The sequence below is a fragment of the Pseudonocardia nantongensis genome (assembly GCF_046546495.1).
Classification (GTDB): domain Bacteria; phylum Actinomycetota; class Actinomycetes; order Mycobacteriales; family Pseudonocardiaceae; genus Pseudonocardia; species Pseudonocardia nantongensis.
In genome coordinates this window covers 120714-142431 of sequence record NZ_JBKGXT010000015.1, presented here as the reverse complement: position 1 = coordinate 142431, position 21718 = coordinate 120714, and the positions used below count along the sequence as shown (strand labels likewise).

Below are 21718 nucleotides of genomic sequence, written 5' to 3'. Positions count from 1 at the left end.
CCACACTCCGTCTGGAGCCCCTTCACGTGATCACCACGACCGACCTCGAACTGCGTGCCGGCTCGCGGATCCTGCTCTCCGGTGCCGACCTGCGCGTGCAGCCCGGTGACCGGATCGGCCTGGTCGGGCGCAACGGTGCCGGCAAGACCACCTCGATGCGCGTGCTGGCCGGTGAGGGCGAGCCGTACTCCGGTGAGGTCCGTGCCAACTCCCCGATCGGTTACCTGCCGCAGGACCCGCGCGAGGGTGACCTCTCGGTCCCGGCCAAGGACCGGGTGCTGTCCGCCCGGGGGCTGGACGTGCTGCTCGCGAAGATGGAGAAGGCGCAGACCGCGATGGCCGAGCTGGCCGACGGTGCGGAGAACGAGAAGGCGGTCCGCGAGTACGGCCGGCTGGAGGAGCGCTTCTCCGCGCTCGGCGGGTACGCCGCGGAGTCCGAGGCGGCCCGGATCTGCACCCACCTCGGGCTGCCGGACCGGGTGCTGGACCAGCCGATGCACACCCTGTCCGGCGGCCAGCGGCGCCGGGTCGAGCTGGCGCGGATCCTGTTCGCCGCGTCCGACGGCGGCTCGCAGAGCGCGACCACGCTGCTGCTCGACGAGCCCACCAACCACCTCGACGCCGACTCGATCGCCTGGCTCCGCGGGTTCCTGCAGAACCACGAGGGCGGCCTGGTCGTGATCAGCCACGACACCGACCTGCTGGCCGACGTGGTCAACAAGGTGTGGTTCCTGGACGCCACCCGCGGCGAGGCCGACCAGTACAACATGGACTGGCGCCGCTACCAGGAGGCGCGCGCCACCGACGAGAAGCGCCGCCGCCGGGAGCGGGCCAACGCCGAGAAGAAGGCGTCCGTGCTGCACACCCAGGCCGCGAAGATGGGCGCCAAGGCGACCAAGGCGGTCGCCGCGAAGAACATGGCACGCCGGGCCGACGAGCTGCTGTCGAACCTGGACGAGGAGCGCCAGGACGACCGGGTCGCGCGGATCCGGTTCCCGGATCCGGCCGCCTGCGGGAAGACGCCGATGACCGCCGAGGGGCTGTCCAAGGCGTACGGGTCGCTGGAGGTGTTCACCGGGGTGGACCTGGCCGTGGACCGCGGGTCCAAGGTCGTCGTCCTGGGGCTGAACGGCGCCGGGAAGACCACCCTGCTGCGGCTGCTGGCCGGCACCGAGGAGGCCGACGCCGGAAAGGTCGTCCCCGGCCACGGGCTGCGGACCGGCTACTTCGCCCAGGAGCACGACACGCTCGACATGAACGCCAGCGTCTGGGACAACATCCGGCACGCCTCGCCGGACGCCCCGGAGCAGCAGCTGCGCACGTTGCTGGGCTCGTTCATGTTCTCCGGTGAGGCGCTCCACCAGCCGGCCGGGACGCTCTCCGGCGGTGAGCGCACCCGGCTCGCGCTGGCCGGACTGGTGTCGTCGGCGGCGAACGTGCTGCTGCTCGACGAGCCCACGAACAACCTGGACCCGGCCAGCCGCGAGCAGGTGCTGGACGCGCTGCGCCGGTTCTCCGGCGCCGTCGTGCTCGTGACGCACGACCCCGGCGCGGTGGAGGCGCTGGAGCCGGACCGGGTGATCGTCCTGCCGGACGGCACCGAGGACCACTGGTCGGCGGACTACCTGGAGCTCGTGCAGCTCGCCTGAGCGCGACCGCTCCGGTCGCCGCACCGACGGATGAACACTCGTCCGGACCAGCAAGCGCGTTGCACGGGCCGGGCCGGTGATCGTCTGCAATTCCCGATTGCACGTGCCGAATCCTTCGGGTGACCGGACCGGGCGACCTTCCTCATGATCGTTCCGCCGGTCACCGAACCATGTGCGCCGTTCGGGGGAACCGTTCACCGATCGCGTTTTCGGCGTTCTGGTCAGAATTCGTGTTCTGGATCATCATGGCCTGATCGTCGCGCCGTTCGCGGCGGTCCGCGGGGGCATCCGCGGTGGGGATGAGGAGGGCCGATGGCCGAGTTGAAGAAGGGCGCCCGGATCACCGGGACGCAGCGGGGGAAACTCGCGGCGGATCTCAAGAAGAAGTACGAGAAGGGCGCCAGCATCCGCTCGCTCGCCGAGCAGACCGGGCGTTCGTACGGATTCGTGCATCGGGTGCTCTCCGAGACCGGTGTGACCCTGCGCGGTCGCGGCGGGGCGACCCGCACCAAGAAGAAGTAGCCGCTCCGCACCGTCGCGCCCGGGTCGGCCGCCCACCGGCGGTAGCACCGGGAGCGGGCGGAGCGGTCACCACCGGCGACGCCGCAGGCGGGGTCCAGCAGCAGGCCCTCCGGCGGCGTCGTCGCATGCCGGTCCCCGCCCGTACCGGACCGCGCCGCGGGCCGGTAACCGCCGTAACGTGATCCCACGCCGTCCACCACCGGCGAAGGGAACACCGTTGGATCGCCCGCTGGCGCTGATGCGCGGGGTCGTCCGTGGAGCGGACTCGGAGTCCATCCGCCGCGGCTCCGTCGCGAAGGGCACCTGGCGACGCATCTGGGGCTTCGTCCGCCCCTACCGTCGCTGGCTGCTCGGCTTCCTGGCGCTCACCACCGTCACCGCCGTGATCGGCGTCGTCACCCCGCTGCTGGCCGGGCGGGTGGTCAACACCATCGTCGCGGCCGGGGATCTCCCGGACGCCGCACGCGTGATCATGGTGCTGGCCGGCGGCATCGCCGGGATGGCCGTGCTGGAGGCCGTCGTCGGGCTGACCGGGCGCTGGTTCTCGTCCCGGCTCGGCGAGGGGCTGATCGAGGACCTGCGGGTCGCGGTGTTCTCGCACGTGCAGGCCATGCCGCTGGCGTTCTTCGCCCGCACCCGGACCGGAGCGCTGGTCAGCCGGCTCAACAACGACGTGATCGGTGCCCAGACCGCGATCACCGGGGCGCTGTCCACGGTGCTGTCGAACAGCATCCAGCTGGTGCTCGCGATCGCGGTGATGATCGGCCTGGCCTGGCAGGTGACGCTGCTGGCGATGCTGCTGCTGCCGGTGTTCGTGCTCCCGGCCCGGCGGATGGGTACCTGGCTCGCCGAGCTGCGCCGGGAGGCCGCCGAGCTCAACGCGACCATGGGCAACCAGATGACCGAGCGGTTCTCCGCGCCGGGCGCGACGCTGGTCAAGCTGTTCGGCGACCCGGTGCAGGAGGCCGGGGTGTTCCGCGGCCAGGTGGCCCGGGTGCGCGACATCGGCGTCCGGTCGGCGATGGTCTCCCGGCTGTTCGTCACCGCGCTGCAGCTGGTGTCCGCGCTGGCCCAGGCCCTGATCTACGGCCTCGGCGGCTACCTGGCGGTGACCGGGTCGATCCCGGCCGGCACCGTCGTCGCGCTCGGGCTGCTGCTGACCCGGCTCTACACCCCGATGACCGCGCTGGCCAATGCCCGGGTCGACGTGATGACCGCGGTGGTCGCCTTCGAGCGGGTCTTCGAGGTGCTCGACCTGCAGCCCTCGATCACCGAGCGGCCGGACCCGCGGACCCTGCCCGACGGTCCGCTGGACGTCCGGCTGCACGACGTCCGGTTCACCTACCCCCGTGCCGAGGACGTCTCGCTGGCCTCGCTGGAGGAGGTCGCGGTCCTCGACCAGCGGGTCAACACCGAGGTGCTGCACGGCGTGGACCTGCACGTCCGCGGGGGTGGGCTGCTCGCCCTGGTCGGGTCCTCCGGCGCGGGCAAGTCCACGCTGGCCTCGCTGGTCCCGCGGCTGCACGACGTCGACTCCGGCGCGGTCGAGCTGGCCGGGACCGACGTGCGGGACCTGAGCTTCGCCGCGCTGCGCGGCACGGTCGGCATGGTCACCCAGGACGGGCACCTGTTCCACGACACCATCGCGCAGAACCTGCGCTACGCCGCCCCGGCCGCGAGCGACGAGGAGATGCGCGACGCGCTGCGCCGGGCCCGGCTCGGCGAGCTGCTCGACACGCTGCCGGAGGGGCTGGAGACGGTCGTCGGGGAGCGCGGCTACCGGCTCTCCGGCGGCGAGCGCCAGCGCCTGACGATCGCCCGGCTGCTGCTCGCCCGGCCCCGGGTGGTGATCCTCGACGAGGCCACCGCGCACCTGGACACGGAGTCCGAGGCGGCGGTGCAGGCCGCGCTGTCCGAGGCGCTCGTCGGCCGGACCGCGATCGTGATCGCGCACCGGCTGTCCACCGTCCGGGCCGCGGACCGGATCGCGGTCCTCGAGCACGGCCGGGTCGTCGAGACCGGCACGCACGACGAGCTTCTCGCCGCCGCTGGCCGCTACGCGACCCTGTACCGGACCCAGTTCGAGACCGACGCCGTGCGCTCCTGACCCCGGCTACCCGGCGGCGACGCCCTCGAGCGGGGAGGGCAGCCCGGCCTCCGGGCCGGCGACCGCCCAGAACAGCAGCGCCACCCCGACCGCGCCGGGATCCTGCGCGCCCTTGGCCCGGTCTCCGAGGTAGGACGCCCGACCGTGCCGCGCGAGCAGGTCCGCGGTCTGCTCGGCGCCCTCCCGGGCGGCGGTCGCCGCCGCGGCGTAGCCGTCCCGGCCCAGGGCCGTGACCGCCGGCGCGAGGGCGTCGACCAGGGTGCGGTCGCCCGGCTCGGCCTCGCCGACCCGCTGGATCGCGGTCAGCCCGGCACGGGCACCGGCCGCGAACGCGGCGACGTCGTCGGACGAGGTGCTCAGCGCCCGGGCGATCTCGGTGAACAGCAGCCCGAGCAGCGGCCCGCTGGTCCCGCCGACCTCGTCCAGGAAGACCTCGCCGAGCGCGGCGAACCCGCGGTGCGGGCCGTGCCCGGCGCGCTGCACCGCGGCCCGGACGCCGGCCCGCAGGTTGTCGCCGAAGTCGCCGTCGCCGGAATGCTGGTCGAGCGCGGTGAGCGCGCCGTGCCCGTCCTCGACGGCGGTCGCGAACCGGTCCAGCACGGCGTCCTGATCCAGATGGGTCATCGGTCCTCCCCGGTGCCGCGCGGGAACGCGGCGGTCTCGGCCGGTGCGGCCCAGTAGTCCTTCCAGTGCGGCCGCATCCGGGTCAGCGTCAGCGAGAACCCGGCCATGTCCAGCGCCGGGACGAACGTCCCGACCAGCAGCCCGGCCCGGGTCAGCCCGCGCTCGGCCAGTCCGGCCGAGGCCAGCTCGGCGAGCACGTAGAGCTCCAGCAGCGCGGTCCCGCCCATCCCGTTGACGACCAGCACCACGTCGTCGCCTGCCGGGGCGCCCGGCGCGTCGGCGAGGGCGGCGACGAGCTCGTCGAGCATCCGGCCGACCAGCTCCTCGGTCGGCGGGCGCGGCACCGACCGCCGGGCCCGCTCGCCGTGGATGCCGACGCCGTAGTCCAGCTCGCCGTCCAGCGCGAACGCCGGATCTCCGGTGCGGGCCGAGGTCTGCGCGCGGGACGCCACGGCCAGGCTCCGGGATGCGGCGGCGACCTCGGTGCCCAGCGTCGCGAGCTCGTCCAGGCCGGCGCCGGTGTCCGCGGCCGCCCCGAGGATCTTCTCGACGACGACCGTGGCGCCGGTCCCGCGGCGGCCGGTGGCGGTGTCCAGGCCGTCGGTGGCGAGGTCGTCGTCGACCAGCACCCGGCGGGCGTCGACGCCCTCCATCCGCAGCCGTTCCGCGGCGATCCCGAAGTTGATCCGGTCGCCGGTGTAGTTCTTCACCACGTGCACCACGCCGCCGGGACCGGCGGCGGCCCGGGACGCGGCCAGCACGGCCGTGTTGTGCGGCGAGGTGAACACCGGGCCGGGGGCGACGGCGTCGAGCATCCCGCGGCCGAGGAACCCGGCGTGCAGCGGTTCGTGCCCGGAGCCGCCGCCGGACACCAGGCCGACCCGGCGGTCCGGGTGCCGGTGCCGGGCGACGAGGTGGATCGGGTCCTCGTGCAGGGCGACGAGGTCGTCGTGCGCGCGGGCGAACCCGCGCACGGCGGTCGGGACCGGGTCGTCGCCGGCCGGGTGGAAGGGGAACGGCATGCCCCCGATCCTCCTCCGGTCCGGGACCGGCGGATCAGGGGGTGCGGCCGGCCGCCCGGACCCCGTTCTCGACGACGTCGAGCACCTCGTCGAGATCGTCGGCGGGCAGGCCCATCGCGAGGTGTGAGACCAGGCCCTCCAGCACCAGCTCCAGGTAGCGGGCCAGCACCGGGACCCCCACGTCGTCCCGCAGCGCACCGGCGGCGGCCTGGCGCTCCAGCCGGGCCCGGGTGGCCGCGGTGAGCCCACCGGAATGCTCCTGCCAGCGGGCCCGGAACTCCGGGTCGGTGCGCAGCCGCCGGGAGACCTCCAGCCGGGTCCCGAGCCAGCTGCGGTCGCTCACGTGCTCGCCGGCGTCGGTGCCGCGGGCGGCGTCGAGCAGGTCCCGCATCACCTGCACCAGCCCCTGCTCGGCGACGACGTCGGCCATCCGGGTCGCGTCCTGCTCGGCCAGCGCGAGGAACAGCGCCTCCTTGTCCCGGAAGTAGTGGAAGATCGCGCCCCGGGACAGGCCGGTGTACTGCTCCAGCCGGCGCACCGTGGCGCCCTCGTAGCCGTGGTCGCCGAAACAGCTGCGTGCACCGTCCATGATCTGCCGCCGGCGGGCGGCGAGCTGGTCGGTGCTGACGCGGGGCATGGGAGCCAGTATCCCGTACGGCTGTCCGGTAAGGCCCCCCGGCTCGCCCGTCCCGGTGTCGCTGCACGGCGGAAACGTGGCTCTGGCCACCCGGAAGACGTCATGCGGGCGTCATCCGGCCGGGGTAGCGTCGCCGTGGTGATCCTGGAGGAGAGCGCCGCATCCGGCGACGGGGTGCTGCGCAGTCAGGCCGAGGCGGAGGCCTACGTCGCGTCGGTGTGCTTCAAGCACGGGCCGCCACAGCTGGCGGGTGTCGAGCTCGAATGGATGCTCTACCACCCGGATCGGCCGGGCGACCCGGTCGACCTCGACACCCTGCGGGCCGCGCTCGGCCCGCACACGCCCGCCTCCCTGGGCAGCACCGCGCACCGCCCGCTTCCCGCCGGGTGCACCGTCACCGTCGAGCCCGGTGGGCAGATCGAGATCTCCAGCCCCCCGCTCGACGGGCTGACCCGCCTCGTCGCCGACGTCTCGGCCGACGCCTCCTACCTGCACGAGCTGCTCGCCCGGCACGACCTCCGGCCGCACCCGCGTGCCGCCGACCCGGTCCGGCCCGCGCAGCGCCTGCTCGACCTGCCCCGCTACTCGGCGATGGAGTGCACGTTCGACCGCGTCGGCCCGCACGGTCGCAGCGGGATGTGCTCGACGTCGGCGGTGCAGGTCTGCCTGGACGCCGGGCCCGCCGACCGGGTCGCCGACCGCTGGGCGGTGCTGCACGAGCTCGGCCCGGTGCTGGTCGCCGCGTTCGCGAACTCCCCGGTCCAGCACGGCCGGGCCACCGGCTGGAAGTCGTCCCGCCAGGCGTGCTGGCTGAGCCTGGATCCGGCCCGCACGGCGCCACCGCCGGCCCCCGCACTGGGCGGGTCGCCCGCCGCGGCGTGGGCCCGCCGGGTCGTCGAGACCCCGCTGCTGTGCGTGCGCGGCACCGGGTCCTGGGCGGTGTCGGCCGGCGTGACGTTCGCCGACTGGGTCACCGGCCGCGCCCGGGACGGCGTGCTCGAACGCCCGCCCACCACCGATGACCTGGACTACCACGTCTCCACGCTGTTCCCGCCGGTCCGGCCGCACGGGCACCTGGAGGTGCGCTACCTGGACGGCCAGCCCGGCGACGACTGGGCGCTGCCCGCCGCGGTGCTGCTGGCACTGACCTCGTCCCCGGCGGTCGTCGACCGGGTGCGCGAGGTGTGCGCGCCGGTCGCCCGGTCCTGGGTGCCTGCGGCCCGCGACGCGCTGGCCGACCCGGCACTGGCCCGGGCCGCGGCGGTGCTGTTCCCGCTGGCCTGCGAGGTGCTCGCGGCCGGCGACGGGGCGCTCCTCGACGCGCCGGGCCCGGTGCTCGACCGGCTCCGCGAGGTCACCGAGCAGCGGGTGCTGCGCGGCCGCTGCCCGGCCGACGACCCGATGCCGCTGGAGGAGGGCCCGGCCGCGGACGGCCCGGGCCCCGGGGCGGCGTTCCCGCCCGGCCTGTACCAGTCCGACGGGGCACACGACCACACCGCCCGGATCGAGGAGGGTGTCCGATGAGCATCGATTCCGCACGACCCACGACACGACCCACGACCGGTCCCGCCGCGCCGGGGGAGACCCCCGAGGCGATGCGCGAGCGGGTCGCCGCGCTGCTGGCCCGCTCCCGGGACCGCAGCACCACGCTCACCGACCTGGACGACGCCGAGCTCTCCACCCAGCACTCGCCGCTGATGTCCCCGCTGGTGTGGGACCTCGCGCACATCGGCTCCCAGGAGGAGCTCTGGCTGGTCCGCGACGTCGGCGGCCGCGAGCCACTGCGGCCGGAGATCGACGGCCTCTACGACGCGTTCCAGCACTCCCGGTCGAGCCGGGTCGGTCTGCCGCTGCTGGGGCCCGCCGAGGCCCGGCAGTACGTGGGCGAGGTGCGGGAGAAGGCGCTCGACGCGCTGCACCGCAGCCCGCTGCGCGGCCGTCCGCTCGAGCACGAGGGTTTCGCGTTCGGGATGATCGTGCAGCACGAGCAGCAGCACGACGAGACCATGCTCGCCACCCACCAGCTGCGGTCCGGCGGCCCGGTGCTGGACGCGCCGGCGCCGGGCCGTCCCGCGGCGCCGGTCGACCCGGCCGCGCAGGTGCTGGTGCCGGCCGGGCCGTTCGAGGTGGGGACCTCGGCCGAGCCGTGGGCCCTGGACAACGAGCGACCCGCGCACACGGTCGACCTGCCCGCGTTCCGGATCGACGCCTACCCGGTCACGAACGGCCGCTACCGGGAGTTCGTCGAGGCCGGCGGGTACGACGACCCGCGGTTCTGGACCGAGGCCGGCTGGGCGCACCGGGTCGCCGAGGGACTGACCGCTCCGCGGTTCTGGTCCCGCGACGCCGGTGGCGCCTGGTGGCGGCGCCGGTTCGGCGTCCTCGAGCGGGTGCCGATGGACGAGCCGGTCGTGCACGTGAGCTTCCACGAGGCCCGGGCGTTCGCGACCTGGGCCGGGCGGCGGCTGCCGACCGAGGCCGAGTGGGAGAAGGCGGCCCGGTTCGACCCGGCGACCGGCCGCTCCCGGCGCTTCCCCTGGGGCGACGACGAGCCGACCGCCGCGCACGCCAACCTCGGCCAGCGGCACCTGCAGCCCGCCCCGGTGGGCGCCTACCCGGCCGGTGCGTCCGTGCTGGGCGTGCACCAGCTGCTCGGCGACGTCTGGGAGTGGTGCGACTCGGGCTGGCATCCGTACCCGGGGTTCCGGATGTTCCCGTACCCCGAGTACTCGGAAGTCTTCTTCGGCGGGGACTACACGGTGCTGCGCGGTGGCTCGTTCGGCACCGACCCGGCCGCGATCCGGGCCACCTTCCGCAACTGGGACCACCCGGTCCGGCGGCAGATCTTCGCCGGTTTCCGGCTGGCCGCGGACGCCCACCCGGGCCACGACCACTGAGGTGTGCCGCCACCTGGCCTACCTCGGTCCGTCCCGGACGCTGGCGGAGGTGCTCCTCGCCCCGGAGCACGGTCTGCTGGCCCAGTCCTACGCCCCCGCCGACATGCGCGGCGGCGGCACGATCAACGCCGACGGCTCCGGCGCCGGCTGGTACTCGGAGCCCGGCGCCGACCCGGTCCGGGTGCGGTCCGAGCGGGCGCTGTGGGCCGACACCGCGTTCGTCGCGCTGGCCGGGGCGACCCGGGCCACCGGCATGCTGGCCGCGGTCCGCTCCGCGACCACCGGGATGCCGGTGGTGAGCACGGCGAACGCCCCGTTCGTCGAGGGCCGGTGGCTGTTCAGCCACAACGGGGTGGTCCGTGGCTGGCCGGGGACCCTCGCCGCCGCGGCCGCGGCGCTGCCCGCCGTCGACCTGATGACCCTGGACGCGCCCACCGACGCGGCCGTGCTGTGGGCGCTGGTCCGGGACCGGCTGCGGGCCGGCGAGGACCCGGGCGCCGTCCTGGGCGGGACCTGCGTGCGGGTCGAGCAGGACGCCCCCGGCTCCCGGCTCAACCTGCTGCTCACCGACGGGACGACGATCTGGGCCACCGCGTGGCGGCACGCCCTGGCGGTGCGCACCTCCGGCGGCCCCGGTCGCCCGGGCGCCCCCGAGGTCACCGTGGCCTCCGAACCCACGCACGCGTTCCCGGACTGGACGCAGGTGCCCGACCGGCACCTGGTGGTGGCCCGCCCGGGCCGGCACGAGCTGTACCCGCTGGGGGAGACCTCCCCGGCGGCCGTAGCGCAGTGATCGCGAAGGAGCACCGTGTGAGCACCCCCGGCGGCCTGATCCGCCTCGACGTCCACCTGACCGATGCCGATGCCGACGCCGCACTGCGCACCGATGTCGCGCGGGGCCTCGTGGCCCGGCCCAAGGAGCTCCCGCCGAAGTGGTTCTACGACGCCCGCGGCTCGGAGCTCTTCGAGCGGATCACCGAACTGCCCGAGTACTACCCGTTCCGCACCGAGCGGGCGCTGCTCGCCGACTCGGTGGCCGACATCGCCCGCTCGTCCGGCGCGGACACCGTCGTCGAGCTGGGGTCGGGCTCGTCGACGAAGACCCGGTTGCTGCTCGACGCGTTCTCCGGTGCCGGCACCCTGACCCGCTACGTGCCGCAGGACGTCAGCGAGTCGGCGTTGCGCGGCGCGATCGACGTGCTGCACCGCGACTATCCGGAGCTGGTGGTGCACGGCGTCGTCGGGGACTTCACCACGGACCTGGACCGGCTCCCCGGCGCCGACCCCGGCGGCAAGCGGATGATCGCCTTCCTGGGCGGGACGGTCGGCAACCTGCTGCCCGGGCCCCGGCACGAGTTCCTCACCCACGTCCGTTCGGTGCTGGCGCCGGGGGAGCAGCTGCTGCTGGGCACCGGGCTGGTCACCGACCCGGCCGTGATGGTGCCCGCCTACGACGACGCCGCGGGCGTCACCGCCGAGTTCAACCGCAACGTGCTCCTCGTGCTCAACCGCGAGCTCGGCGCGAACTTCGACATCAACGCCTTCTCGCACGTCGCGGTGTGGGAAGCCGAGCACGAGTGGATCGAGATGCGGTTGCGCGCGGTACGGGACCTGCACGTCAGCGTGCGGGCGCTGGACCTGGACGTGTCGTTCCTGGCCGGCGAGGAGATGGTCACCGAGATCTCGGCGAAGTTCCGGCCCGAGGTGATCGACGAGATGGTCACCGCGGCCGGGTTCGTGCCGTCCCGGCGCTGGACCGACCCGGACGACCGGTTCGCGCTGAGCCTGGTCACGGCCGTCTGACCCGGCCCGGTTGGCGATCAGCGTAATTACGGAATATCGTAAGGGCGTGATCGCCACCGGGTCCTCCACCGTCCCCGCCGCCGGGCGCGGCACGCTCGCCGCGGCGCTGGCTGGGGCGGTGCTGCTCGGCGTGCTCGGCTGGCTGCTCGCGCCCGCGCCGTCGTCGCCCGGGCCGGAGCAGAGCGGCGACCCGGCGCTGGCCGAGCGGCTGCGCGCGGCCGCCGGGCCGGGGCAGTACGGCGTGGTGGCGGCCGTCGTCGAGGGCGGGGCGGTGACCTACGCCGGCATCGGCGACGACGGCCGCGGCACCCCGGTGTCGGCCACGACCCCGTTCGAGATCGGCTCGGTCACCAAGACCATGACCGGGGCGGTGCTGGCCGGGCTGGAGCGGCAGGGCGTCGTCGACGCCGACGACCGGGTCCGCGAGGTGGTCCCGGGCCGGGAGTGGGGCCCGGTCGGCGACGTGACGCTGGGCGAGCTGGTCTCGCACCGCTCCGGGCTGCCCCGGCTGGCCTCCGGGTTCGACCGGTTCGCCATGGGTCTCGGCTACACGTGGTTCGGCACGGACCCGTACGACAGCTCGCCGGAGGATGTGTTCGCCTCCGCGGACGCGGCGGGCCTCGGGCCGCGCGGCGAGCCGGAGTACTCGAACCTGGCGAACGCGCTGCTCGGGCAGGTGCTCGCCGCCCGTACCGGGACGCCGTACCCGCAGCTGGTCGAGCAGATCGTCACCGGCCCGCTCGGGATGACCGCGACGGCGATCCCGGACGCCTCACCGCCGGGAGCGGCGGTCGGGCACGACGAGGCCGGCCGCGCGGTCGCACCGTGGATCAGCCCCGGCGACGTCCCGGGTGGGGTCGGGGTGTGGTCCACGGCCGAGGATCTCGTCCGCTACGCCGGTGCCCTGGACGCGCCGGGTTCACCGGTCGCCGACGCCGCCGTCCCGCGCTACCCGTCGGACTTCGGCCGGATCGGCTATGGCTGGTACACCCTCGAGACCGGCGGGCACACCCTGCTCTGGAAGAACGGTGGCTCCGGTGGGGTGTCGTCGTCGGTGCTGGCCGAGCCCGCGACCGGGTCGACCGTGGTCGTTCTCGGCAACTCCGAGGCCGGGGTGGACCGGATCGGCGCCGAGCTGCTCGGCGTGCCGCCGCCGTCGACGGCGCGGACCGACGACGCCGGAGGTGTCGAGCTGCCCGGCTTGGTGCCGGTCCTGGTGGCGATCGTGTTCCCGCTGTCGGCCGGGACGACCGTGCTCGGTGCGGCTCGCGGCGGGTGGCGGCGCGCACCGGCGTCCGTGCGGCGCACCGACGTCGGGACCGCGCTCGGCACCGGCCTGTTCTTCCTCGTCGTCGCCTGGGCGACCGGCGCGATCGGGTGGGCGTACGTCCCGTTCTGGGTAGCCGGGTGCGTGCTCGCCGGGGCCGGTGCGGGTCTGGCCGTCGCGCGGTGGCGGGACTGGGGACCCGACCACGATGCCGGCGCCGGCGGCCGGCGGGCGAGCGCCGCCTTCGGGCTGGTGCTCGGCCTGGGGGCGCTCGCGGCCGTCGTCACGGCCCGGGTGCTGATCTGACGACGGCCGGGCCGGGCGCGCGCTACGGTCCCGGCCATGCCGATGAACGCGCTGCACCGCCGCATCTGCCGTTCCGACTCGTGGGCCGACCGGATGCACGGGACGACGCTGCCGTGGGCCACCCGGGATGTCGATCTCGGCGGCGAGGTGCTCGAGATCGGGCCCGGCTACGGCGTCACCACCCGCTGGCTGGCCCCGCGGACCGGTGCGCTGACCGCGCTGGAGGCGGACCCGGCGATGGCCGCCGACCTGCGCGAGGGGCTCGGCGGCCCGCTCGGGGTGGACATCCGGCACGGCGACGGCGCCGCGCTGCCGTTCCCGGACGCCGGCTTCGACGCCGTCGTCTGCTTCACGATGCTGCACCACGTGCCCACCCCGGCCGAGCAGGACCGGTTGTTCGCCGAGGCCGCGCGGGTGCTGCGCCCCGGCGGCACGTTCGCCGGCATCGACACCCGGCTGTCCCTGAGGTTCCGGGTGATCCACATCGGGGACACGATGACCGCCGTCGACCCCGACCGGCTGCCCGCCCGGCTGGCCGCGGCCGGGCTCGCCGACCCCGGAACGGAGCTCGGCGCCCGCTCGTTCCGCTTCCGTGCCGTGCGGCCCTCCTGAGGCGTTACCGTGCCGGACATGACCACCGACTGGCGCGACGACGGCGTCCGCGTGATCCCCGGCGACGCCCTCGACACGAACACCCCGCAGACGCCGGGCATGAACCGCGCTGCGGCCGTCACGCACGGCCGGGCGGGTGCGGAGAAGCTCTGGGCCGGCACGGTCACCATCCATCCGGGCGCCCGCACCGGGGCGCACCACCACGGCGAGCTGGAAAGCGTGATCTACGTCCTCCGCGGCCGGGCTCGGATGCGCTGGGGCGAGAACCTGGAGTTCACCGCGGAGGCCGGGCCCGGTGGGTTCATCTTCGTCCCGCCCTACGTCCCGCACCAGGAGATCAACGCGCTGGACGACGAGCCGCTGGAGTGCGTGCTGACCCGCTCCGGGCAGGAGCCGATCGTGGTGAACCTGGACATCGACGGCGTCGCCGACCCCGAGCACGTGCCCTGGGTCGACCCCGGCCATCCGGCCTGACCCCGCACCCTCGCGGGCCGAACGCGTGCGCGTTTCTCCTGAACGGCGCGGGGTCGGTCGTCGGTCAGGGAGTGGGGGCGGGCCGGAGGGTGAGCCGGCCGTGCGTCGCGACGAGGACCAGCACTGCCGGCGCGACGGCCGTCGCCTCGCGCAGCGCGTCGACGAACTGGAAACCGGGCGGCTCGAACGAGAACAGCGTCCGGTACGGGTGAGCGCTCCAGGCGTTCTCCGCCCGTGCGCGAGCGCCACCAGCAGCACGTTCCGGGAAGAACAGGGCGGTCACCAGGTACGCGAGCCCGACGGCGTCCGGCGCGACGATCTGCACCGGCCAGCCGGCGGTGGCCAGCAGAAGGCAGAACGCGAGCACGGGACGTCGCCGAACGACTCCCGTGATCCGCTGTCGTACCCCCGGCACCGGACCACCCCCGGCGTCGATGCTGCCACGACATCGAACCTGGCCGAACCGCCGGCGCAGCGCGGTCAGGCGCGCACGGCGGGCAGAACGCGTGCGCGGCGCGGGATCCGCTGCGCGGGCCGCCCGCTGCGCGCGGGGTCCGGCGCTGCGTGGCGGCCGCTGTGCGGGTTAGGGCGCGACGGCCGGTCGGTCCCGCTACGGGCCTGCGGGAGCGCTCAGAGGTACGGGCGGGTGAGCATCTCCAGGAAGTGCCCGGCCGGATCCCGGAAGTACACGCCGCGTCCGCCGTGCCCATGGTTGATCTCGCCGGGACGCTGCTGCTGCGGGTCCGCCCAGTGCGCGACGCCGTCGGCGACCAGCCGGGTGTAGGCCCGGTCGAACAGCTCGTCGTCGACCAGGAAGGCGTAGTGCTGGTTCTGGATCTCCGGGAACGCGTCCTCGGGCAGGTCGGCGAACTGGATCAGCACGCCGCCGTCGAGCAGCACGTTGGTGAACGGCCCCCAGGACGGTGCCTCGGCCGCCTCGAACACGTGCCGGAAGAACGCCGCCGACTCCGAGCGGGCCCGTGCGGCGACGATGGTGTGGTTGAACGTGCAGGTCATGGTGGTCCTCCTGTGGTCGAGAACCGGGGGAGTGCGCACCCCGACCGAGCGCGAGGAGCGAGAGGAGACTGCGCCCGCGGGCCCGTGCGGGACGCCGACGCGAGGCGTCGGCGGTGCGAGGACTCCTTCCGGCTGGGCCCATCGGGGGCGCACCGGTGAAGCTAGCAGGTCACGTGCCGGGTGCGAAGCCCTCGCCGGGGGCCCGCTGCGCGGCGACCAGCAGTGCGGCGCAGCGCTGCACGACGTGCTCGCGCGGGGCGTCCAGGTCGCCGACGAGCCAGGCCTCGAGCACCCGGCCGAGACCGCCGACGGCGAAGGTGGCGACCAGGTCGTCCGGGCCCCGCTGGCGTTCCACGAACAGCCGCACGAACAGCCGTGCGGTCTCGCCGTGCCGGGCCGCGTGCTCCGGCCCGAACAGCACCCGGCCCTTGCGCGGGTCGTCGGCGAGCACCGCGACGATCGCGCCCACCCCGGCCCGCACCCGCTCGACGTGCGGCGTGCCCGGGTGGTCGACGGCGGCGGCCGCGGCGGCCCCGACCTCGGCGACGACCTGGTCGTAGACGGCGGCGGCCAGCGCATCCCGGTCGGCGAAGCTCTCGTAGAAGTAGCGGGTGGCGACCCTGGCCACCCGGCACGCCCCGCGCACCGTCAGCTCCCCGCCCGGGCTGCCGAGCAGCTCCAGCGCGGCGGCCAGCAGCTGCGCCCGCCGGTCGGCCCGGCGCTGCGCGCCGTTCACGCCGCCATAGGTGCGCAGTGCCTCCGCCACGGCCACGATCGTGCCTGCTTGCGACGCCCGTGCCAAACTGACTACGGTCGTTGTCAGAAGCTGGGGAGGGAGTCGGGATGCTGCTCGGTGCGCCCGCGGCGACACCTCGCACGGCCCGTGATCTGGTGCTCGCACCGGTCCTGCTGGGCGCCACCGCGAACGTGATCATGGAACTGTCCCTGCCGCCGGTCGGGCACGGCGTGCGGGAGAGCCGGGTGACCAGCGGCAACCTGTTCGAGCACCCGCTGCACCGGTTCCGCACCACGAACACCTACCTCGGGGTGGCCCTGCTGGGCACCGAGGACGACCGGCGGGACTACCGGCGTGCCGTCGGGGGCTCGCACGCGCAGGTCCGCTCGACCGAGCAGAGCCCGGTCGCCTACCGGGCCACCGACCGGAACCTGCAGCTGTGGGTCGCCGCCTGCCTCTACCGGGCGTTCGAGGACACCTGGGGCCTGCTGACCGGACGGCCCGGGATGCGGCTGCCGAACCCGGTCTATCGCGAGTGCGCCGCGCTCGGGACCACGCTGCAGGTCCGGCCCGAGCAGTGGCCCGCGGACCGGGCTGCCTTCGAGGACTACTGGACCGAGGGGCTGCGTGCGGTGGCGATCGAACCGGCGATGCGGGCCTACTTCGAGCGGCTGATCAACCGGGAGTACCTCGGCCGGGCCGGCCGGATCGGCCTCGCCCGCAGCCGCTGGTTCACCACCGGATTCCTGCACGAACCGTTCCGGAGCATGCTCGAACTGCCCTGGTCGGACGCCGATCAGCGGGAGTTCGAGCAGCGGACGCGCAGGATGGGCGAGGTCCTGTTCCGGCTGCCGCCCGCGCTGCGCCGGATGCCGTACAACACCTGCCTCGCCGACATGCGGCTCCGTCGCCGGTTCGGCCGCCCGCTCGTCTGACGCACGCCACATGACACCCACGACAAGATCGGCGAGGATGTCGCCGGGTTCCGCCGCGCCGGTTCCGCCGGGATCGTCCGGCCGTCGGAGCCCGGCGCACGGCCGCCGCGCACGCGCCGCCGGCACGCCGGCCGGGACGGCCCGGGCCCGCCGCGCAGATCCGTGACACGTTCGGAGAGGAATGCCCGATGGACTTCGCCCTGCCCGAGACCGCGCTCGCCGTCCAGGAAGGGGTGCGGGCGATCGGCGCCCGCTACGACCACGACTACTGGTCGCGGATGGAGGAGGAGCACCGGTTCCCGTGGGAGGTGTGGAAGGACCTGGCCGCGGGCGGCTGGCTGGGGCTGACCGTCCCCGAGGAGTACGGCGGAGGCGGGCAGGGGATGCTCGAGCTGGCGATGGCCTGCGAGACGCTCGCCGCGTCCGGTGGCACCGGCGGGACGTTCCTCTACATCCTCACCCCCGGCTTCGGCGCGACCACCCTGACCCGGCACGGCAGCGTGGAGCAGAAGGCCCGGCTGCTGCCCGGGCTGGCCACCGGTGACCTGCAGTTCTGCATGGCGCTCACCGAGCCGGACGCGGGCAGCGACGCGCTGAGCATCCGCACCCACGCCGTCCGCGACGGCTCCGACTTCGTGCTGAACGGCCAGAAGGTCTGGATCTCCGGGCTGGAGAACGCCGACTGGATGATCGCGATCACCCGGACCGTGCCTGCGGCCGACGCCCGGCCGCGCACCTCGGGGTTCACGCTGTTCCTGGTCGACGTCAAGGAGGCGGTCGACGCCGGGACGCTGCGCTACACCCCGATCCCCAAGATGGGGTCCAACATCGTCACCTCCAGCCAGGTCTTCCTCGACGACGTCCGGGTGCCCGCCGAGAACGTGCTCGGCGAGGTGGACGCGGGCTTCGCGGTGCTGTGGGACGTGCTCAACCCGGAACGGATCCTGGCCGCGGCCGGCGGCGTCGGCGGTGCGGACGCCGCGCTGGACGTCGCGGTGCGGTACGCCTCGGAGCGCGAGGTGTTCGGCCGCCCGATCGGCGCCAACCAGGGCATCCAGTTCCCGCTGGCGCAGATCAAGGCGAAGACCGAGCTGGGCCGGTTGATGACCTACAAGGCAGCCTGGCTGTTCGACCGGGGCCTGCCGTGCCAGGCCGAGACCAGCATCGCCAAGCTCACCGGCGCGCAGGTCGGCTGGGAGGCCGCAGAGCAGGCGTTCCAGACCTTCGGCGGGATGGCCTACTCGAAGGAGTACCCGGTGGAGCGGCTGTTCCGGGACGCCCGGATCGCCCGCAACATCCCGGTGGCCGAGGAGCTCGTGCTCGCGCACATCGGCACCCAGGTCCTCGGACTCCCGCGGAGCTACTGAGCCGGTGACCGGGCTAGCCGGTGAGCAGCTTCTTCTGCACCTTGCCCATCGGGTTGCGCGGCAGCGCGTCGACGAACCGGACCTCGCGCGGGCGCTTGTGCCACGACAGCTGGGACGCCACGTGCTCGATCAGCGCGTCGCCGGTGCCGGCCTCGCCGACCACGAACGCCACGATCCGCTGGCCGAGGTCCGGGTCCGGCAGTCCGACGACGGCGCACTCGGCGACCGCCGGGTGGTCCAGCAGTACGGCCTCGACCTCGCCGCTGCCGATCCGGTAGCCGCCCGACTTGATCAGGTCGGTGCTCTCCCGGCCGACGATCCGGTGGAACCCGCCGGCGTCGCGGACGGCGAGGTCGCCGGTGCGGAACCAGCCGTCCCCGGCCGACGACTCGGCGGTCGCCTCCGGCCGGTTCAGGTAGCCGGAGAACAGCATCGGGCCGCGCACCTCCAGCCGGCCGATGGTGTCACCGTCGTCCGGGACCGCGCCCACCTCGTCCTCGGCGGGCATCAGCCGGGTCTGCGCGCCCGGCACCGGCAGCCCGACCCACCCGGCGCGGCGCTCGCCGTCCGCCCGGGCGGACAGCGTGATCATGGTTTCGGTCATGCCGTAGCGCTCCACCGGCGCCTGCCCGGTGAGCGCGGCGACCTGCTCGAACAGCGACGCGGGCAGCGGGGCGCTGCCCGAGACCAGCAGCCGGGCGCCGCCGAGTGCCCTGGCCGAGTCCGGCTCGGAGACGATCCGGTTCCAGACGGTGGGCACGCCGAAGTACATGCTGGCGCCGGCCGCGGCGTAGCGGGCCGGCTGCGGCTTCACGGTGTGCACCACCCGGGACCCGACGCGCAGCGACCCGAGCACGCCCAGGATCAGCCCGTGCACGTGGAACAGCGGCAGCCCGTGCGCGACGGTGTCGGCGGGCGTCCAGCCCCAGACCTCGGCCAGCGCGTCCAGGCCGGTGGCGATCGACCGCCCGCTGAGCTGCGCACCCTTCGGCGCGCCGGTCGTGCCGGAGGTGTAGAGCAGCATCGCGGTCGCCTCGGGGTCGACCTCACCGGGGGCGAGTGCCGTCGGGCCGGGCGTGACGCGCGGGAGCTCGACGCCGTCCGGGACCTCGCCGGACCACGCCGTCGCGCCGGAGTCGCGCAGCACGTGCCCGCGCTCGGCCGGCCCGGCGTCCGGCGGGACCGGGACGACCGGCACCCCGGCGAGCAGGCAACCGGTGACCGCGACGACGGTGTCCGCCGACGCCGTCGCATGCACCGCGACCGGTCCGTCGTCGGGGATCCCGGCGGCGAACCGGCCGGCCTGCTCGAGCAGTGCGGACCGGGACAGCGACACGTCCCCGACGGTGACGGCGCGGTCCAGGTCGTCGGCCGCGGACAGCGAGCTGAGCAGCAACGTGATTCCTCTCGGGTGGTGCGGGTCAGAAAGCCGTCGCGGGCAGCACGAGCGCGCCGACCAGCACGATCGGGCCGATCACGACCAGCGACATGCCCCAGCGGGTGAGCAGGGCGGTCATCCGCGGTCGCTGCGCCGGGTCGCCGGTGGTGGCGACCAGCGTCGCACCGACGGTGGAGAACGGCGACACGTCCACGATCGACGAGCAGACCCCGAGGGCGCAGATCAGCGCCCAGCCGGGGACACCGCCCTGCTGGATCAGCGGGATGGCCAGCGGAACCAGCGCGGCGAGGATGCCGGTGGTGGACGCGAACGCCGACACCAGCCCGCAGACCACGCAGATCACCACGGCGGCCAGCAGCGGCACGGTGAGGCTCGCGGCGAGGTCGCCGAGCAGGTCGACCGCGCCCATCTCCTGCAGCACGCCGACGTAGGTGATGATGCCGCCGACCAGCAGGACGGTCGACCAGTCGATCTCGGACAGCGCCCCGCGCCCGGAGTCCGGGTCGAGCAGGGTGAGCGCGGCGCCGAACGCGAACGCGAGCACGCCGACGTCCGGCTCGTTGCCGAGCAGTGCCAGCACGATCACGGCCGCGACCAGGCCGAGCATCGCCAGCACGGTGACCCGGTTGATCCAGGTGAAGGGCCGCTGCTCGGCCGGCTCCCGCTCGACCTGCTCTCCGAGGTCTCCGGGGCCCGCGGTCCCGCCGGACGGCGCAGGCGCGGTGTCGGTGCCCGCCGGGCTCCCGGACGCGGCCGCCACCGTCACCGTCCCCCGGGCCGCCCGCCGGGCGCGGGCCCGGCTGCCGAACAGCAGGTGGGCCAGCGCCAGCAGCACCAGGTTGGCCACGATCGCCACGGCGAAGAGCGTCAGCGGGCTCAGCCCGATCCCGGCCGAGGCCGCGGTGCCCCAGGTGACGATGCCGAACAGGCTGGTCGGGGCGAACCCGCCCGCCGAGAGCCCGGTGCCGACGGCGAGCGCCATCAGCATCGGGTCGATCCCGCGCCGGTGCGCCACCGACATCGCGATCGGGGCCATGACCAGGCCGCCCAGTGGCGAGCCCATCGCCGAGATCCCGCCGGTGAGCAGGAAGAACACCGCGGGCAGCAGCCCGGCGTTGTCGCCGACCCGGCTGATGGCGCCGTCGACGAGCCGGCCGATCGTGCCGTTCGTCTTGGCGATCCCGAAGAAGTAGGTGACCCCGACCAGCAGCACCAGGATGTCGATCGGGAAGCCGGCGATGACGTCGTCGAGCGAGAGGCCGGCCACCACCAGGCCCATCCCGCACGCCGCGGCGAACATGACGATGCCGATGTGCGTCCGGCGCAGTTCGGCCACGAGGAAGACCCCCGCGAACACCACCAGCGCGATGATCTGGACGGCCATGTCCACCTTTCGTCGGTCCGGCGTCGTCGTCGGCTTCCTGAGCGGTCCACCTGATGGCACAGTGGTTCATCTGATGGACCATTCCGGCGGAACGCTAGGTCACCCGTCGGGGGAGGGCAAGGGCTGTCATGACGACGAACAGCGTGCTGTCGGCGATCCGGGTGCTGGAGGTCGTCGGGGAGCGGCAACCGGTCGGCCTGTCCGGGCTGGCCCGCGCGGTGGGGCTGCCGAAGAGCACCGTGCAGCGCTGCCTGCTGACCCTGGCCGAGGCCGGCTGGACCCGGGTCGACGAGACGTCGCGGTGGCGGCTGACCTACCGCGCGTTCGCCGTCGGGAACCGGGCGCGGGAGGGCACTCCGCTGCGCGAGATCGCGCTCCCGGTGCTGCACGAGCTGCAGCTCGCGACGGGGGAGACGGTGCACCTGGCGGCGCCGGACGGGCGCGACCTGGTGCTCATCGAGCGCCTGGACACCGCGCACCGGTTGCGCGCGTTCCTGCCGCTCGGGCACCGGATCCCGATGCACGCCTCGGCCACCGGCCAGGCGTACCTGGCCGCCGGCACGGACGCCGACGTCGAGGAGTACCTGGCCGGGCCGCTGGAGCCCTCGACCCGGTGGACGGTGACCGACCCCGGGGCGCTCCGGTCCCGGATCAGCGAGGTCCGGTCCCGCGGCTGGTCGGTCAACCCGGAGGGGCTCAGTGAGGGCATCGCCGCGGTCGGCGCCGCCGTCCTCGGTGCGGACGGGGGACCGGCCGGGGCGCTGTCGGTATCCGGCCCGACCGTCCGGATGACCGACGAGGTGTTCGACGCCCACGGCGTGGCCGCCGCCGACGCCGCCGCTCGCATCTCCCGCGACCTCGGCGCCCCCGCTGTTGCGCGCGTTGCGGAGCCCCGGGGGTGAGGGGGAGGGGAGATGGGTGGAGCCCGCCCCCTGGGGTGGGGGCGGGCTCCGTGTGGTG

General features: G+C 74.6%; 21 protein-coding genes. 13 read left to right on the top strand and 8 right to left on the bottom strand.

Translation table 11 applies throughout. The features are described from left to right. Nucleotides 1-26: 26 nt before the first annotated feature. The 3 genes from ACLFMI_RS17585 to ACLFMI_RS17575 all read left to right on the top strand — a co-directional run bounded on the left by ACLFMI_RS17585 (nt 27) and on the right by ACLFMI_RS17575 (nt 4278). Nucleotides 27-1649, top strand: coding sequence for an ABC-F family ATP-binding cassette domain-containing protein (locus tag ACLFMI_RS17585; RefSeq protein ID WP_410948961.1), 1623 nt, complete (start codon nt 27-29; stop codon nt 1647-1649). Between the two features lie 312 nt (nt 1650-1961). Beyond that, nucleotides 1962-2171 carry a helix-turn-helix domain-containing protein gene (locus tag ACLFMI_RS17580; protein WP_010240451.1) on the top strand — a complete coding sequence of 70 codons (210 nt, stop codon included), beginning with the start codon at nt 1962-1964 and terminating at the stop codon, nt 2169-2171. A gap of 238 nt (nt 2172-2409) precedes the next feature. After that, nucleotides 2410-4278, top strand: a complete 1869-nt coding sequence (locus ACLFMI_RS17575) for an ABC transporter ATP-binding protein (protein WP_410948981.1) — start codon at nt 2410-2412, stop codon at nt 4276-4278. Between the two features lie 6 nt (nt 4279-4284). Here the strand turns inward: ACLFMI_RS17575 and ACLFMI_RS17570 are convergent, their stop codons facing one another. From ACLFMI_RS17570 to ACLFMI_RS17560, 3 genes are read right to left on the bottom strand one after another with little or no spacing between them, the layout of a single operon-like run. Continuing rightward, nucleotides 4285-4902, bottom strand: coding sequence for a DAK2 domain-containing protein (locus ACLFMI_RS17570; protein WP_410948960.1), 618 nt, complete (start codon nt 4900-4902; stop codon nt 4285-4287). Further along, a complete protein-coding gene (locus ACLFMI_RS17565; RefSeq protein WP_410948959.1) occupies nt 4899-5924 on the bottom strand; it encodes a dihydroxyacetone kinase subunit DhaK in 1026 nt (341 codons plus the stop codon). The genes ACLFMI_RS17570 and ACLFMI_RS17565 overlap by 4 nt, the downstream gene beginning before the upstream one ends. A gap of 34 nt (nt 5925-5958) precedes the next feature. Continuing rightward, the gene (locus ACLFMI_RS17560) at nt 5959-6561 is read right to left on the bottom strand and encodes a TetR/AcrR family transcriptional regulator (RefSeq protein ID WP_410948958.1); all 603 of its coding nucleotides are present in this window, start codon (nt 6559-6561) and stop codon (nt 5959-5961) included. 138 nt (nt 6562-6699) lie between these two features. Here ACLFMI_RS17560 and egtA point away from each other — a divergent pair, with 138 nt between their 5' ends. The 7 genes from egtA (at nt 6700) to ACLFMI_RS17525 (ending at nt 13920) form a co-directional block, all read left to right on the top strand. Beyond that, nucleotides 6700-8085, top strand: coding sequence for an ergothioneine biosynthesis glutamate--cysteine ligase EgtA (gene egtA, locus ACLFMI_RS17555; protein WP_410948957.1), 1386 nt, complete (start codon nt 6700-6702; stop codon nt 8083-8085). 71 nt (nt 8086-8156) lie between these two features. Further along, nucleotides 8157-9458, top strand: a complete 1302-nt coding sequence (gene egtB / locus ACLFMI_RS17550; protein ID WP_410948980.1) for an ergothioneine biosynthesis protein EgtB — start codon at nt 8157-8159, stop codon at nt 9456-9458. A 1-nt stretch (nt 9459) separates the two neighbouring features. Next, nucleotides 9460-10251 carry an ergothioneine biosynthesis protein EgtC gene (gene egtC, locus ACLFMI_RS17545; protein WP_410948956.1) on the top strand — a complete coding sequence of 264 codons (792 nt, stop codon included), beginning with the start codon at nt 9460-9462 and terminating at the stop codon, nt 10249-10251. Between the two features lie 17 nt (nt 10252-10268). Next, entirely contained in the window at nt 10269-11261 is a 993-nt protein-coding gene (egtD, locus tag ACLFMI_RS17540; RefSeq protein WP_410948955.1) for an L-histidine N(alpha)-methyltransferase, read from the top strand. A 46-nt stretch (nt 11262-11307) separates the two neighbouring features. Then, complete coding sequence (locus tag ACLFMI_RS17535; protein ID WP_410948954.1) at nt 11308-12834, top strand: serine hydrolase domain-containing protein; 1527 nt, start codon at nt 11308-11310, stop codon at nt 12832-12834. 36 nt (nt 12835-12870) lie between these two features. Further along, the gene (locus tag ACLFMI_RS17530) at nt 12871-13446 is read left to right on the top strand and encodes a class I SAM-dependent methyltransferase (protein ID WP_410948953.1); all 576 of its coding nucleotides are present in this window, start codon (nt 12871-12873) and stop codon (nt 13444-13446) included. A gap of 18 nt (nt 13447-13464) precedes the next feature. Continuing rightward, nucleotides 13465-13920, top strand: coding sequence for a cupin domain-containing protein (locus ACLFMI_RS17525; RefSeq protein WP_410948952.1), 456 nt, complete (start codon nt 13465-13467; stop codon nt 13918-13920). Nucleotides 13921-13984: 64 nt separating this feature from the next. Here the strand turns inward: ACLFMI_RS17525 and ACLFMI_RS17520 are convergent, their stop codons facing one another. The 3 genes from ACLFMI_RS17520 to ACLFMI_RS17510 all read right to left on the bottom strand — a co-directional run bounded on the left by ACLFMI_RS17520 (nt 13985) and on the right by ACLFMI_RS17510 (nt 15703). After that, on the bottom strand, nt 13985-14287 hold the full coding sequence (locus ACLFMI_RS17520; RefSeq protein WP_410948951.1) for a hypothetical protein: 303 nt from the start codon (nt 14285-14287) through the stop codon (nt 13985-13987). A gap of 263 nt (nt 14288-14550) precedes the next feature. Then, nucleotides 14551-14937 (bottom strand): VOC family protein, encoded by a 387-nt coding sequence (locus ACLFMI_RS17515; RefSeq protein WP_410948950.1) that lies wholly within the window; start codon nt 14935-14937, stop codon nt 14551-14553. Between the two features lie 169 nt (nt 14938-15106). Beyond that, nucleotides 15107-15703 carry a TetR/AcrR family transcriptional regulator gene (locus ACLFMI_RS17510; RefSeq protein ID WP_410948949.1) on the bottom strand — a complete coding sequence of 199 codons (597 nt, stop codon included), beginning with the start codon at nt 15701-15703 and terminating at the stop codon, nt 15107-15109. Between the two features lie 77 nt (nt 15704-15780). Here ACLFMI_RS17510 and ACLFMI_RS17505 point away from each other — a divergent pair, with 77 nt between their 5' ends. Continuing rightward, the gene (locus ACLFMI_RS17505) at nt 15781-16608 is read left to right on the top strand and encodes an oxygenase MpaB family protein (RefSeq protein ID WP_410948948.1); all 828 of its coding nucleotides are present in this window, start codon (nt 15781-15783) and stop codon (nt 16606-16608) included. 188 nt (nt 16609-16796) lie between these two features. Beyond that, nucleotides 16797-17975: an acyl-CoA dehydrogenase family protein gene (locus tag ACLFMI_RS17500; RefSeq protein ID WP_410948947.1), complete on the top strand. Its 1179-nt coding sequence runs from the start codon at nt 16797-16799 to the stop codon at nt 17973-17975. 13 nt (nt 17976-17988) lie between these two features. Here ACLFMI_RS17500 and ACLFMI_RS17495 read toward each other — a convergent pair whose 3' ends face one another. Both ACLFMI_RS17495 and ACLFMI_RS17490 read right to left on the bottom strand, forming a co-directional pair. Then, a complete protein-coding gene (locus tag ACLFMI_RS17495) occupies nt 17989-19371 on the bottom strand; it encodes an acyl-CoA synthetase (RefSeq protein WP_410948946.1) in 1383 nt (460 codons plus the stop codon). Between the two features lie 25 nt (nt 19372-19396). Continuing rightward, nucleotides 19397-20758, bottom strand: a complete 1362-nt coding sequence (locus tag ACLFMI_RS17490; RefSeq protein WP_410948945.1) for an SLC13 family permease — start codon at nt 20756-20758, stop codon at nt 19397-19399. Between the two features lie 128 nt (nt 20759-20886). On the opposite strand from ACLFMI_RS17490, the gene ACLFMI_RS17485 reads away from it, so the two are divergent. Then, nucleotides 20887-21660 (top strand): IclR family transcriptional regulator, encoded by a 774-nt coding sequence (locus tag ACLFMI_RS17485; protein ID WP_410948944.1) that lies wholly within the window; start codon nt 20887-20889, stop codon nt 21658-21660. Nucleotides 21661-21718 lie beyond the last annotated feature (58 nt).